Source organism: Desulfatibacillum alkenivorans DSM 16219 (assembly GCF_900142135.1).
Taxonomy (GTDB): Bacteria; Desulfobacterota; Desulfobacteria; order Desulfobacterales; family Desulfatibacillaceae; genus Desulfatibacillum; species Desulfatibacillum alkenivorans.
The window spans coordinates 83,436-97,683 of sequence record NZ_FQZU01000012.1 but is presented as its reverse complement, the minus strand read 5'-3'; the positions used below and the strand labels follow the sequence as shown (position 1 = coordinate 97,683).

Sequence of the window (14,248 nt, the reverse complement as noted above, 5' to 3'; positions counted from 1 at the left end):
TGAATTTTTTTTGGAATTTTCAGCGGTTTTTCCGGGATTTTTCCCTTTTTAAGGAAATTTTTCGGCCGCTGGTCCTTTTGGGGCCTTGGCCTGGATAAGTTAATTTAGAAGTCATCCGGCAAACGCTTTAACCTTCACGCGTGACAAAATGCGGAAAAAAATCGAGCCTGCACGCCAGTTCCAAAGGAGGAAAAATGAGTTACCAGGACATTCTGTATGATGTGGAAGACGGCATATTGACCATCACCCTCAACCGGCCGGACCGGTTGAACGCCTTTACCATCACCATGAAAAACGAAATTGTGGACGCCCTGGATCGGGCCGACAATGATGATGACGTCCGGGCGATCATATTCACGGGGGCTGGCCGGGCTTTTTGCGCGGGCATGGAACTGGGCGCCGAGGGCAATATTTTCGGGTACGAAATTCCTCAAAAGGAGCCTTATAATATCGAGGAAATCAGGGACTCGGGCGGTGAGGTCAGCCTGCGGATTTACGATTGCAAAAAGCCGGTCATCGCAGCCATCAACGGGCCGGCCGTGGGCGTGGGCATCACCATGACCCTGGGCATGGACTTCCGGCTGGCGTCGGAAAAAGCCAAGCTGGGCTTTGTGTTTTCCCAAAGGGGGCTTTGCATCGAGGCCTGCTCCAGCTGGTTTTTGCCCCGGATCGTGGGCGTTTCCCAGGCCTTGGAGTGGGCCTATTCCGGCGAGGTCTTCCCGGCTCAGGAAGGCAAGGACGGCGGCCTGATTCGTTCGCTCCACGCGCCCGAGGATCTTTTGCCCGCGGCCAGGGCCCTGGCCAAGAAGTTTACGGAAAAAACCGCGCCCATCTCCATCGCGCTCAACCGCCAGCTCATGTACAAAATGATGGGCGCCTCCCATCCCATGGACGCCCACAACATGGACTCCCGGTCCATCTATTACGCCAGCGAGACTGACGGCAAGGAAGGGGTCATGTCCTTTTTGGAAAAACGGGCGCCGGAGTTCAAGGTCAAGGTGTCCGACGGCATGCCCTACTTCTATCCCTGGTGGACTCCCCGCAAGCCGGAGTAAAACGGCGATTTCATAAGGCATTGATTCACAAATGGCCGGAGCGCGGAGAAAACGCTCCGGCCTTTCTTTCCTTTGAAGATCCTGTTGTTGGACCGCAAGACCTCCCCACAAATTTATTGACCTCATTTCCTGAAATTATTGCTGGACGATCACCATGCAGCATTTCCAGCCGGTCACTGAGGACTGTTGAAAAATAAGGGTTCGGGGAACGCCTTTCCAGGAGTATTCCACCTGGCCTTTCGCCTCCTTGCGGAGGGTTTTCATGGCGGCGGTCATGGTGGGCTCGTTTTGCTTTTCCGGGTTCAAAAAGATTTTTTCCGGCAGATAGTGAATGACGGTTTTCATTTCCGGGGTCATGGCGAAAAAATGCATGCCTTTGGGCAGGTCAAAGCTCTTTTTGATGATTTCGGAAAGATCCTCCAGAAAAATGGAAACTCCCACCGCGCCCGCAACGCGGCCCTCATTCATGACAGGCGCGGCGCAAAAGACGGCCTTTTTCCCGGTGCTTCTGCTCACGAGAGGATGGGCGAATATTTTGTCTCCGTTCATGAGGGGCCGAAAATAATCCCGATCCTTGAGGTTGGCGTCCACAAGGCCTTTTTCGGGAGTCCAGTACTCGCCCTCCGGCTTGATAAACACCACGACCAGATGGGGGTGGGCGTCCTGATAGGCAGTAATGAGCGGACGCATGGACTCCCACTCGCCGGACCGAACCTGACCGGTTTGCGCCAACATGTCCAGGTCAGCCGTGATGCTGGAAATGTGCAGATCCAGCAAATTTGTAAAGGCGTTCAACAGGCTTGCTTCCAGGGGTCGGATTTGGGCGCCGTCCCCGGAAGCCCAGGCAAAGGGGCAGGCAAAAAATACTGACAGCAATAATGCAATGACGATTCTTTTCACAGGGAGCCTCCTGGGCAAGAGTTGCGTTAGTGGATTGTCTGCTGCTCGGCGGCGGTATAGCTTGAAATTGTATCAAATAGGGATGGTAGGAATCAAAATACTTTTTTTCATAGAGCGCCCACCGCAAGGAGGGATTCTCCCATTCCATCTATATCGAGCTATCGGCAGATGAAAATATGATAAAATTGGATCAAGTGTGATGTATTTCATTGACAAAGGATGAGTACTCTCTCAAATTGACCGCGGGTTGGTAATCCTTATTATAATCTTCTTAATAGAAAAAACTTTTAACCCTGGTGGAAGAGGGCGGCTTTTCCGCTGAAAAGGCGGCGAAGAGCGCCGGACAGGAGGAGTCATGGCCGTTATTCGAAAGTCCTTAATTCAACACAATTACCTGATATTAATAGTTTTTTTATTATTTATCGTCATTTTTTCGGGATGCCCTTTTGACGACGATGACGATTATCCTTTGCCGCAGGATCAAAAAAACGAGGCCGGCGTCAACAAAATTCCCGTTATTGTGGAACTGGACGGAACCGGGCAAGTGGCCACAGTCGCCCAGGGGGACAAGGTGTACGTCATTGACATCACCGGCGCTTCGGGAACCCTGGACCCGGATTCCATAGACGTCCTCGGCATTGAGGAGGTGAACGTCAGCTCCTACCCTCCCGGCCTGGCCTTTCCGGACGGGTTTATCAAGTTCAAGGTCATTGGGCTGGCCCTGGGCGAGACCATTACCGCGGTCATCACCTTTCCCACGGCATTTCCCGCCGGGTCTGATTATTATAAAGTGACCGAAGACGGATTCGTGAAATACGACAATGCGGTCATCAACGGCGCCGTGGCCACGCTTACCTTCACCGACGGCCAGGACGGAGACCTGGACAAGCTGAAAAACGGGGAAATTCTGGATCCTGGAGCGCCCAGTTGGGACTGGATATCAGAGGGCGAAGGCAAACTAGCCAAACTTGTTGCGAGAGGCCCCAATTTGATTGGCGCTATGGTTCGCATATTCGTCCCGTGCGCAGACAACAATAATTCCAGTCGGATCAAAGGGAGCAATCCGGAAGCTAACACTCAGGTCTTTTTCATAAACACCTACGCTGCCGACACCGCCTGGACCGTTCTCACGGACAGCCTGCCTAATTGGGTGACCGTCACTCCCGCAAGCGGGACGGGCTCCGGAAAGATTACGGTGAAATTCTATTACTATCTGATGCCGGACGGGACCAGCACAGTGAGCGTATTCTTACAGGATGACGCCGGTGAAGCCCAAGAGATAAGATACACGGTGGAAAAGGCCGATGCATCCGCCATGCAGGCTCCGGCGGGGTCGGTGGATGAACCGGCGACGGGCGCCACGGTGTCCGGCGTGGTTCCCATTTCCGGCTGGGCGGCGGACGACGGCGGCATTGAAAGCGTTTGGATCAGAAATGCGGACGACGATACTTTTTACGGTTACGGTTTTCTGCTGGAATCGCCCACCCCGGACATTGAAAAGCAATATCCCGATTACCCCGGCTCCGGCTACGCCAAATGGTACTTTGACTGGTCCACGCTGGATCTTGCGGACGGCGTATACAATCTCGAGGTGATCGCCTGGGACTGGAGTTACAATCAGACGGCCATAGGAACCCTTGCCCTGACTGTGGACAACGCCAATGCAACCGCGCCCTTTGGAGAAATCGAAACCCCCATTCCCATGATGGCGTCCATGCCCGATTCCAACACTGGCGGTTCGTTCGATCATGAGGGGTGGGCGCTCACTCCCCTGCCCAATACGATCCCCACAGACGGCTCCACCATCAACGTGTATCTGGACGGGCTGTATTTAGGGCATTTGGATCAATACAACCAGTACAACTCGACTCCGGCCATTGCCTTTCCTACGCTGAACAACCATAATGGCGCCGGAGGCGGGTGCACCCTGGATCTGACCGCGCTGCGCAACGGCGTCCATTCCCTGGAATGGGTCATTTACGACGACGCAGGCAACGCTGGAAGTACGGGCAAGCGCTATTTTGTCGTGGAAAATTAGGAAGGATTCCCTATAGGCAACTATTAAGGGCGCCCGGCAATCCCGGCGCCCTTTTTTTATCCCCGCCTCTTGCGAACGGAAGCTTGATTGCATACCCGGCGAGGCTGTGCTAATGTCCGGGCATCCGGTTGGAGTGCAGCCGGAAATCTGGCCTTTCCGTGGGGGACGGAGGGCCGTTGAACCTTCAAGCGACGACGGACATCCATGCGTCTTGCATTTGTCTTCAATCCCTTTTCCTACAAACTGCACGAAGAAAATCTTCGCATAGTGCAGCGTTATTTCGGGCTGTTTCCGCCCTTGTCCATGGCGTGGGTGGCGGGCATTGCCGAGCGTGCAGGCCATGAGGTGACCTTTATCGACGCCCGGACCCTGCGTCTGAGGCCAGACGAGGTTGTGGCCCGGTTAAAAGCGTTCCGCCCGGACATGGTGGGGTTTATGATGACCACCTACATGTTCCGGGAGACCCTCCAGTGGATTCGGCACGTAAAGGAAAACCTGCCCAAGGTGCGGGTCATTGTGGGCGGCTACAACCTGCGGGTGTATCCTGAGGAGTCGGTCATGCCCCCGGAAATCGATTACGGGTGCTTTAACTCCGCCTATTATACGGTCCCCGGCCTATTGGAAGCCCTGGAAAATAACTATGACCTGTCCGACGTTCCCGGCCTGATTTACAAACAGGGAACCAAGGTGATCCGGACCGAATACGGCCCGGAGCCCCATTTTAACGATTATCCCAACCCGGCCAGGCACTTGCTGCCCAACGAGTTGTACGCGGAATTTCCCACGGAGCGGAAAAACTTCACGGTCATGGTCACCAGCAAGGGTTGCCCCATGAACTGCCTGTTCTGCGAGGCCAGAAGCACGCCGTACAATCCCCGGAGCATCCAGACCGTGGTGGATGAAATCCAGGAATGCTATGACGTTCACGGCGTGCGCGAGATCGACATTTTCGACTACGAATTTTTGGTGGACCGCAAACGGGCCATGGGCATTTGCGAGGAGATCATCCGCCGGGACCTGGACATCCTGTGGGCCTGCCGGGCACGCATCGACTCTTTGGACGAGGATCTGCTGGCCCGCATGAAGGAATCGGGCTGCGGCCGGGTGTATTTGGGCATCGAGTCGGGCTTGCAGGAAATGCTGGACCGGGTGAACAAGGGCATCACCATCGAGCAGGTGCGCCGGGCCGTGGACATGACCAAGGCCCACGGCATCAAGACCCTGGGATTTTTCATGACCGGCCTGCCCGGCGAGACCAAACAGACCGTCAAGGAAACGCTCAAATTCGCCACCAGCCTGGGCCTGGATTACGTGCAGTTTTCCAAAACCACTGCCAAGCCTTTGACCAGCATGTGGCATGACATGGTCAAGGAATCGGGCTACGACTACTGGCGGGAGTACATTTTGGGCAATGCGGAGGAGGCCCCTTTGCCAAGGCCCTGGACCGAGCTTTCCAACGACGAGATCGACCGCCTGACCAAAAAGGCGTACCAAAAGTTTCATTCCCGGCCCTTTTTCCTGCTCAAGCACGCCCTGGCCGTGCGCTCCTTTGACGAGTTCAAGCGGAAATTCCTGGCATGGCTGGAGATGCAGTTCCGGCAGGAGGCGGTCTCAAGGCCGGACGAGCATTTTGTCGCCTACGAGGAAAGCCGGCGCAAACGGAAAAAACTTCGAAAAAAATCCTGACGGGCGGCCATGAATATTGTCTTGGTTTATAAGGGAAGGTACGTGATCCGCCAGGCCCTGGACCTGGAAACCCTGGCCGCCGTCCTCAAGGCGGGCGGGCGCCGGGTACGTCTGGTTCACGACCCGGATCCTTTCGGCGTCACGGACAACGTGTTTCAAATTCCCGCCCTGGCCAAGCGCTTTTCATCACCCGGAAAAATCGCCCAAAAAATCCTGAAAGCCAAGCCGGACGCAATTGTTTTTTCCGCCCTGCCCAACACCCTGGATTTCTGCCTGAAAGCCGCCGGATTGGTAAAGCAGCGGTCAACGGCGCCTGTAATTTTTTTAGGCCTGCACCCCACTTTATCGCCTGAGTACGTCATCGGGCGGGACGTCGTGGATTACCTAATAGAAGGGGAAGCCGAGGAATCCCTGCCCGCCTTGCTGGATTCGCTGGAAAAGGGGAAACGTCCTGAAAATGTTGCGGGTCTTTGGCGGAAAAAAGGCGGGGCTGTCATAAAAAATCCCCCCGGGCCGCCGGTGAACCTGGACGCCCTGCCCCTGCCGGACAAAGATCTGTTCGCCCCCCGGGAAAGGCACGATTACAGTTACGCCGCCATGGTCAGCCGGGGGTGCCCGTTTTCGTGCACCTATTGCGAGGAAACCTGCATCAAGCAAAAATACGGACCAAAGTATTTCCGCCGAAAAAGCGTGGAATCGGTCATGGCCGAACTAACGGCGGCCAAAGAGAAATACAGGTTCCGGGAGGTCATCTTCAAGGACTCCTATCTTTCGGGAGACGAAGACTGGCTGGCCCGGCTTATGGCGGAGCATAAAAGCCGCATCCGGCTGCCCTTCAAATGCTTTTGCACCATTTCAGGCTTTACGGAAAACACGGCCATGCTGCTGAAGCAGGGAGGATGCTACGGCATCGAGTTCGGCCTGCAAACCTGGAACGAAGCCATCCGGCGAAATGTTTTAAACCGCAAGGAAACCAACGCCCAGGCCCGGGAGGTTTTTGGGCTATGCGACGCATGGCGGCTTCGCTACGACGTGGACCACATGTTCAACCTGCCCGGAGAAAGCGCAAACGACCACGTCCTGGGAGCGCGGGAATATAAAAAGCTGAAATATCTTAACCGCATCAAGGTGCATTATCTGGTGTACCTGCCCGGCGCGCCCATTGTGGACGCTGGTCTTGGCGCGGGGCTGCTGACCCGGGAAGACGCTTTGGCCTTGCATCGAGGCGTGGGCAGCGATTTTTACGACCAGCAATTCGGAGATCCCGGAAACAAGGACCTGGCGGCGGGCTTCGGCGCCCTGTACAAGATGCTGCCGTTCATCCCGGAATCCATGCTGGAACGGGTTCTGGAAGGGGATAAAATCCCCTTGCTTGGTAAAATTCCCGCACCGGTCATGGCCGGCGTGCAGGCGGCCAGGGCCTTGCAAACGCGGGACTTGCGGTTTGCATTGTACTTGAAAAAATATCCGGCCCAAATATTTGGGGAAGCCATGAAACGGATGGGCGAATCATGAGCAAGGGCGCGCGTCCATTCCGAGCGCGATGGATGTCCGTGGGCGCGGCGGTTTTAGCTTCGGCCCTTTTGTATTGGGTTTTGCTCCGAACCAGCGGCCTGGATTTCGCCGGATTATGGAAGGCGTGGCGCAACGCCAATCTGCCTTTGGTTTGCGGGGTCCTGATTTTTTCCCTGTTTGTGCATATTGTTCTTGGGGCGGATAAATTATGGCGGGTGCTCAAATCCATGGGGTTTGACCTGCCCTGGACTTTGGTGCTCAAAATCCGGCTGGGCGCAGGGCCGTTGCGGGCCTTAATGCCCGTGGACATGGGCGAGGCGCTGAACATCGCTTTTTTTAAGCAATACAGCAAAATCCCCCTGGGCGACGCCTCGGGCGCTTGTCTTTTCGACCGGGGGTTGAATTTTGGCGGCTCCGCGTTCTGGCTGACAGCCGGTCTGGTTATGCTGCCCATGGAAACCCAGGTCGCCGCTTCCCACGCTTTGGGTATTGCAATCGCCGGAGCGCTCTATTGCGTTTTTGTATTTGCAACTCCCATACACGGGGCCGTCGTAGGGCTGGCGATAAAGCTGCATCCCAAGGTAGGGCGGTTCGCGCAAGGAGTGTTGTCGCCGTTTAAAGACTGCCCGGCGGAAAGCAAGTTATTCTTGATGGGCTACGGCATTGTATTCCAGGCGCGGCCTTTGATCGTGTGCTATTTTTTGTTCGCCGCCCTGGGCGTGCAGCCGCCCCTGGACGTATTCATCGCCTTCGCCTCGTTGGCCGTGTTCGCCGGGCACATCCCCACGGCAGCGGGGATCGGCCCCCGGGAGGCGGCTTTGATGGTTTTATTTCAAGGCCTGGCCCCGGCCGGGACGATTTTCGCCGTGGGCGCGGCCATGAGCCTTTTGGTCCACGTCATCCCCATGATCGCGGGCCTGCCCTGGCTGCCCTGGTTTTTGCGCGGCCTGTCGGGCGCTGAAAGCGGACAAAATCCATGAAAGTTTTGCTGATAAATCCCCGGGCCACCTATTGCGGAGAGATTTCCCAAAAATGCTATCCGCCGGTGAGCCTGTTATATCTGGCAGCGTCCCTGCGTCAGGCCGGGCATGAGCCCCGCGTGCTGGACGCCAACGCCTTCGGCCTCAGCGATGAGGCGGTTTTTGCGGAAATCAAGAAGGCGGCGCCCGACTTGGCGGGAATCTCCGTGTATTCCGAAATCCTGCCCCAGGTTTACGCCCTGGCCGACCTGGCGAAAAAGGCCGCGCCCCAATGCAAAATCATCCTGGGGGGCCCCCACGCCACGGCGGTTCCCCAAGAATGCCTGGAGCAGTTTCCCCAGGCGGATTTCATCCTCACAGGCGAGGCGGAAGATTCTTTGCCCATGCTGTGCCGGGCCATGAAAAGCGGAGAGGGCTTTGAGGCTATTCCCGGACTGCTCTTCCGAAAGGATGGCGGCATCGTCCAGGGGCCGAAGCACGTATTTCCTGACGTCCACGCCCTTCCCTGGCCGGCCAAGGACCTGGCCGCCCTGGCTTACGAAAAAAAGCGCTACCACTCCCTTCTGGTGCGCAAACGCCCGGTGGACACCCTGTTCACCAGCCGGGGCTGCCCGTTTTCGTGCGGGTTCTGCTACAACTTCCGCAAGCATTACCGGGCCAGAACACCCGAAGACGTGGTGCAGGAACTGGCCGCCATAAGGGACCGGGGCATCCGGGACGTGGAAATCTGCGACGACACCTTTACGGTCAACGAAGACCGGGCTTTGGCCATTTTCGACCTGATCGTCAAGGAGCGGCTGGACATCTCTTTTCGCATCAAAAGCCGGGTGGACGTGTTTACGGAAAAACTGGCCAGGGCCGGAAAAAAGGCCGGGGTGTATCTAATTGCTTTCGGCATGGAGTCGGGCTCCCAGAGAATCCTGGACGCCATGAACAAAAAAATCACCCTGGAACAAAGCGCGGAAGCCTGCCGCCTCACCAAAAAATACGGCATTGCCGCCCATTCAAGCTGGGTGATCGGGTATCCCGGAGAAACGCCCGAGGATGTGGAGGACACGGTCCGATTTATCCTGAAAAACAAGCCCGCCACCGCCAACCTGGCCGTGCTGAGGCCCTACCCCAACACGCCGGCCTACGAAATCGCCAAGGCCTCCGGCGACCTCATGGGCCAGTGGAGCCCCCACGCGCCGGACATGCCCTGGGTGCGCCTGCCTTGGGCCCAAGACAAGAAGATCCTGGACGACTTGTGCACCCGATCCATCAAACGCATCTACTTCACGCCCTATTACACAGCCGCCTTCGCCCGCCGCATGATCGCCGGCGCCAACTGGACCTTGTTCGCCTACGCGGTCCAGGAGGCCCAAAAGGTTTTGGGGTTGAAAGGGAAAGAAATTAAAGGGTAAAGTGGGTTTTAAGGAGGCGCCTTATGAAAGCCCTAACGTTCTTAGATGCCAAAAGGAATCTGAGCAATGTATTGGAAGAGGTCTGCCAGGACCATGAGCCCACCATCATTACCAGAGCCGGAGGCGAAGCGGTGGTTCTCATATCCCTGGAGGAATACTCTTCCTTAGAGGAAACCATGTACCTGCTTCAATCCCCCAATAATGCCAAGCAATTGATGGAATCCATAGCCCAACTGGAAAGCGGAGGAGGGATGTAAAAGCAGCCTATTGACCTTGATTTATAAGTCTGTCCATTGATCCATTTCCACCTGAAACTCCTCCCAAACCCAATACTTGCCCATTTCAAACGTAGTTTCGTAACTATCAAGGTCTTTGGGCAACAAGTCGTCATTCTCGATTTTGTGCTCATAATAAAACCTCAAAAAATGAATAGGCGCGGGAGAGTATTGCACGATTTCAATGGATTGAGGCTTTTCCATCAGATCGGTCCCTCCGATTAAAACCTTTTTTCCCGTGGGATTATGGCGCCCTTTTAATTCAACCCTGGACTTGACGACGGGAACCAATTTTTTGTACTCGTTCACAAAAAAGAAAAACAAGTCCAGGGGCTTTTCATCCTCCCCCGCTGACTGCTCGATATCGTACGCCCATCCGACGCAGGATCCGTAACCTGTCCTGTACATCAGCCAATGCCAAAAATGCGTGTCCATTGAGGGGACGTTTTCTATAATCCCATGGGCGCGCAACGCGGCGTAATAGCCATGGATATATTGTTCCAACTCGTAAATGGACTCGTTCCTGACGAATGTCATGGGCCGCCTTTCAGCCCTTTCCAACAACGTGAAGATGTTCTCTTTCGGTTGAGATTCGGATTGATGTGGATTGTTCGCCATGCTCCCCTCCTTTGGTTTGTCTGCTTGAGCCCCCCATGACTGTGGGATAGTTTAGCATACACTCCCACGAAAAGCATTTGTTATGGGTGGCCCATGCATGCAATGCCTGGGGCCGCAGGCCAAAAGGTGCGGCCGGGAAAGGGCGTAGAAATTGGGCAAGGCCGGCGGGCGGATGGATTTGGTTGAGTTCCGATTTTTTGTATGGTTTTGGATTGGACGCTCATCCGCCCGATATTTTTGGCTTCAATTTTCAAATGGGTCGCTCCTACTGCGCTGGCGCGCCCAGGCAAGGTGCTGCTTTGCCTGGGCCGCCCACGAACATCCTACAAAATTCAAGCAATTCGGTTTCATGAAACATTGTTGGCGCACTGCTTGGTGCGCTTTAACACGCGCAAAGCGCGTTTTGGCAGGCGCGGGGGCCTGCAAACACACGGCAAACGGGATCGCATCAGGCGGCATGCGAACAGGAAAGCCCTGTGCAACTGCGTATCAAAAGCAATATTTACATAGGCGGAAGGTTTTCCTGGTTTAGAAAACGGAAAATCTCCCGGGCGGCGATGGCGTGGGCCAATTCATTGGGATGGTGATCCGTGGGATTCACCCACAAATCCCGGGCCTTATGTTGGGAAAACGCGGGAAGCAGATCCAAAACCGGAATGCCTTTGTTCGTTGCAAAGTCGCGCAGGAGAGCGTGGCATTTTTCAAACCGGTAATTGTCAAAATCGTAGAGCAAAGGAAAAAGCACCAAAACCATGCGGCCGCCCCGCCCTTCGACCTCTTTCGCCATGCTTTCCAGGATATCCAGGCGCGGCCCTGCGTAATCCGGTTCATAGGCGTCCAGATAGGCCCGGGTGGTTTGCGTGTTCAGCCGGATTTTTTCAATCAGCGAGGCGGCCAGATTGACGCAGGCCAGGCGCTTCCGCCAGGGATTGTACTGGTTTTCGCCGTTATTCTGGTCAATAAAATCGCTGCCTGTGATGGATTCCCGCCCGGGCAGGCCCAGGTCGTTCAACACAAAGCCGTAGATGACCAGGGGATAGGGCTGGAGGCTAAGCTCGTGAGCGCATATGCTTGAAATATGGCCCAGGTTCACGCCGGGCACGGCGCAATTTTTGATTTTCAGGTCGCGGCCTTCCTCCTTGAACATTTTTTCCAAGCGGCGGAAGCAGACATCTTCATATTTAACTCCGGCGCCGGTCATGAAGGAGTCGCCCAGGCCCAGGACGTCAAACCGCTTGCCGTCCAGGTAATTCTTGGGAGCGCCCGGAGGCAGGCGATACTTTTCCCGGGCGAAGTTGTAATCCAGGCCGTAAACGGGAGTTTCTCCGTCCATACGAACAATATGGTGGTATCCCCTTGGATTGGTGTAGTACTCATGGGATCGGTTGTTGAACCGATAATACTCCGGCCCCATCAGTCTGGCCGCGGTTTCCAGAATGATGAAAGCCAGGACCAGCCCCAGGAGAACGGCCAGGAGGCGAAATGTTATTTTTCGGGTGTGAGGCATTAATCCTCTTTTGAGGGGGCTGCCCGGCGGATTTCGCCCGCGAGCCTTTTTGCAGCCCTTCGGGCTTCCAGGTTCTTGGGATCCTGTGCCGCCATCAAGTAATACTCCAGAGCCTCCTCGTTCTTTTCGAGCCGTTCCAGGGCTCGGGCCAGATCATAGGAATATCGAGCATTGAACGGGTTCAGTTTATGGGCTTCCCGGAGTTGTTCCTCGGCCTTTTCCAATTCCCCCATTCCCAAATATTGGAGGCCAAGATTGTGGCGGGGCGCCTCGGCTGAAGGATCCAGTTCCACGGCCTTTTTAAATTGCTGGACGGCTTTTTGGTCTTTGCCCTCGAATGAAAGGATCGCCCCGTAATAATTGCGGCGATATGCGTTGTCCGGCTGTTTTCTGACCGCGGTTTTCCCCAGGTTCTCGCCGTACTTTAACTCTCCGCTCATGATGACCGTCTTGAACACCTTATCCCACAAATAGTTTTTGTCCGGCGCCAAATCCAGGGCTTTGGCGTAATGCTTAAGCGCATCCTTGAAGGCGCCCTGCCGGACTTGCTCCTGCCCCAGGTACTCGTAAACAAGGTAGTAGTCCGGGTTGTTGCTTTTGGCGTAATAATGAAAGGCCATGGGGTTGGCGAAAGCCGGAAGGTACACCACCGTCTGGGCGCCCAGAGCCGCTACGAGGCTTAGAAACACGAGGCCGCTTTTATTTTCGCCCAGGCGGCCGAACAGCCAGCCGGCAAGCCAGCCGGCGGCCAGGGCCAATCCCCCCAGAGGCAGGTACAAAAACCGGTCCGCTCTCCACACAAAGGTGGGGAATATCTGGGAGGTCATAAAAATGACCGCCAAATACCAAACCAGGCCGAGCCGCCAGATTTCTTTACGTCTTGTCAAAAAGAACGCGGCGGCCAGGCACAAAACAAAGCCCAAACCGATCAGAACATACGGGTCCATAAGCGATGCAGGAATGCGGGGCGGAAAAAAAATAGGCAGGGAAAAGGGAAAAAGCCCGTGCACAACGTTTTCGCCGAACACGCTGAGAATGACGGATATACGCTGCACAAGGCCCTGCCCCGCCTCCACGGAAGGCGTAAATTGGGACCACAAATCTCCAAGATGGAGAATAGCCGTGGGAACATGGGGTATTTTGGACGCCATGGTTTGCGAGTTCCAGGCCAGTTCGGCCGCGATCTTCATGAACACGGCGCCCGCGCCTATGATCCACAACAGCCAGGTACGGCTGAATATGGTTTGGAGCTTCTTATCCTCCTGAGAATAAAAGATATACCAGGCAGCCAAAAAAGGGAGGGCCGCGCCCATGACATTGGACAGGCACGCCAGTAAACAAGCCCCTGCGGACAGGGCAAGATACAAGGAGGTTTTTTTTCCCTTTGCGGCTTCCATCTGCATGAGCAGACACCAAAGGCCGAAAAAGAATACAAGCAATTCCTCCCGGCCCGGTATCCAGGCCACGGATCCCGCGGCGATGGGATGCAGGCCGAAAAAGGCTCCGGCGCCAAAGGCGCTCCATATATTTTTTTTGGCCGGTTCTCCCGCAAGGTTGAGAAACAGCAAAAAAACCAGCGCCGTATTGAATAAATGAAGCAAAAGGTTCGTGACATGATGCCCAAAGGGATCATCCCCCCAAATCCTGTAATCCATGGCGTAGGAAAGCAAACGCACCGGGTAATAGCTTTTGGGCATGAAGTGGGTGAACATGGTCTTGACGCCGGCCGGCGACAGGTCTTGAATCATGTAGTTGTTTTTCAGGAGGGTTATGTCGTCGTAATTCACATAATCGGCGGACAGGGTCGTCCAATAAGCGGCTAAAACCATAACGGCGAGGAATATCAGGGCTTTTCTCGGCCCCGTGAAGACGTCGAACCGGCTGGTTTTTTCACCTAGTGCGGTTGTTTGGTTCGTTTGCGTTTCCGGCATGATCCTGTTTCCTTTAGCGGCTCCATTTTTCGGGATAGAAAGCCAGGCCTTGAGCTTGGATTATAACCATTTGAAATCAGAACAGAAACACATTGCAAATCATATTCTTCGGCGCCAGGCGGCAGGCATAAATTCGCAATAATATCAATAAGAAAGACTTCGGAAAGAACCATATCAAATACAGGCTCAGGAAGCAAGAAAACCTTAACGGAAAGGCTTGATAATTGCATGGATATATACTTTCAGGCCTGCGGCATGATGCGGCAGGGACGGATGATCGGCATGGCGGGCCTTGAACCCGCTCCAGGCTTTTTTGCGCCGGCGCGTTACTCGTTCGGGT

The 14,248-nt window shown here is 55.1% G+C and carries 11 protein-coding genes; 7 read left to right on the top strand and 4 right to left on the bottom strand.

Features of this window, described 5'->3' with window-relative positions:
- Window positions 1–194 precede the first annotated feature (194 nt).
- Window positions 195–1,055, top strand: a complete 861-nt coding sequence (locus BUE18_RS11875; protein ID WP_073475928.1) for a crotonase/enoyl-CoA hydratase family protein — start codon at window positions 195–197, stop codon at window positions 1,053–1,055.
- A 135-nt stretch (window positions 1,056–1,190) separates the two neighbouring features.
- Here BUE18_RS11875 and BUE18_RS11870 read toward each other — a convergent pair whose 3' ends face one another.
- Window positions 1,191–1,955, bottom strand: a complete 765-nt coding sequence (locus BUE18_RS11870; RefSeq protein ID WP_073475926.1) for a PDC sensor domain-containing protein — start codon at window positions 1,953–1,955, stop codon at window positions 1,191–1,193.
- A gap of 355 nt (window positions 1,956–2,310) precedes the next feature.
- Between BUE18_RS11870 and BUE18_RS11865 the strand changes: the two genes are divergently transcribed.
- The 6 genes from BUE18_RS11865 to BUE18_RS11840 all read left to right on the top strand — a co-directional run bounded on the left by BUE18_RS11865 (window position 2,311) and on the right by BUE18_RS11840 (window position 9,834).
- A complete protein-coding gene (locus BUE18_RS11865) occupies window positions 2,311–3,993 on the top strand; it encodes a choice-of-anchor U domain-containing protein (protein WP_073475924.1) in 1,683 nt (560 codons plus the stop codon).
- Window positions 3,994–4,197: 204 nt separating this feature from the next.
- A complete protein-coding gene (locus BUE18_RS11860) occupies window positions 4,198–5,679 on the top strand; it encodes a B12-binding domain-containing radical SAM protein (protein ID WP_073475923.1) in 1,482 nt (493 codons plus the stop codon).
- A gap of 9 nt (window positions 5,680–5,688) precedes the next feature.
- Window positions 5,689–7,194 (top strand): B12-binding domain-containing radical SAM protein, encoded by a 1,506-nt coding sequence (locus BUE18_RS11855; protein WP_073475921.1) that lies wholly within the window; start codon window positions 5,689–5,691, stop codon window positions 7,192–7,194.
- Window positions 7,191–8,174 (top strand): lysylphosphatidylglycerol synthase domain-containing protein, encoded by a 984-nt coding sequence (locus tag BUE18_RS11850; protein WP_083610962.1) that lies wholly within the window; start codon window positions 7,191–7,193, stop codon window positions 8,172–8,174. Before BUE18_RS11855 ends, BUE18_RS11850 begins: the two co-directional genes overlap by 4 nt.
- A complete protein-coding gene (locus tag BUE18_RS11845) occupies window positions 8,171–9,577 on the top strand; it encodes a B12-binding domain-containing radical SAM protein (RefSeq protein ID WP_073475918.1) in 1,407 nt (468 codons plus the stop codon). The genes BUE18_RS11850 and BUE18_RS11845 overlap by 4 nt, the downstream gene beginning before the upstream one ends.
- Window positions 9,578–9,600: 23 nt before the next feature.
- Window positions 9,601–9,834 carry a type II toxin-antitoxin system Phd/YefM family antitoxin gene (locus tag BUE18_RS11840; RefSeq protein ID WP_073475916.1) on the top strand — a complete coding sequence of 78 codons (234 nt, stop codon included), beginning with the start codon at window positions 9,601–9,603 and terminating at the stop codon, window positions 9,832–9,834.
- 21 nt (window positions 9,835–9,855) lie between these two features.
- Here the strand turns inward: BUE18_RS11840 and BUE18_RS11835 are convergent, their stop codons facing one another.
- The 3 genes from BUE18_RS11835 to BUE18_RS11825 all read right to left on the bottom strand — a co-directional run bounded on the left by BUE18_RS11835 (window position 9,856) and on the right by BUE18_RS11825 (window position 13,908).
- On the bottom strand, window positions 9,856–10,470 hold the full coding sequence (locus tag BUE18_RS11835; protein WP_073475914.1) for a hypothetical protein: 615 nt from the start codon (window positions 10,468–10,470) through the stop codon (window positions 9,856–9,858).
- 502 nt (window positions 10,471–10,972) lie between these two features.
- Window positions 10,973–11,977 carry an SGNH/GDSL hydrolase family protein gene (locus tag BUE18_RS11830; protein ID WP_073475912.1) on the bottom strand — a complete coding sequence of 335 codons (1,005 nt, stop codon included), beginning with the start codon at window positions 11,975–11,977 and terminating at the stop codon, window positions 10,973–10,975.
- Entirely contained in the window at window positions 11,977–13,908 is a 1,932-nt protein-coding gene (locus tag BUE18_RS11825; protein WP_073475911.1) for a tetratricopeptide repeat protein, read from the bottom strand. The genes BUE18_RS11830 and BUE18_RS11825 overlap by 1 nt, the downstream gene beginning before the upstream one ends.
- Between the last annotated feature and the right edge of the window lie 340 nt (window positions 13,909–14,248).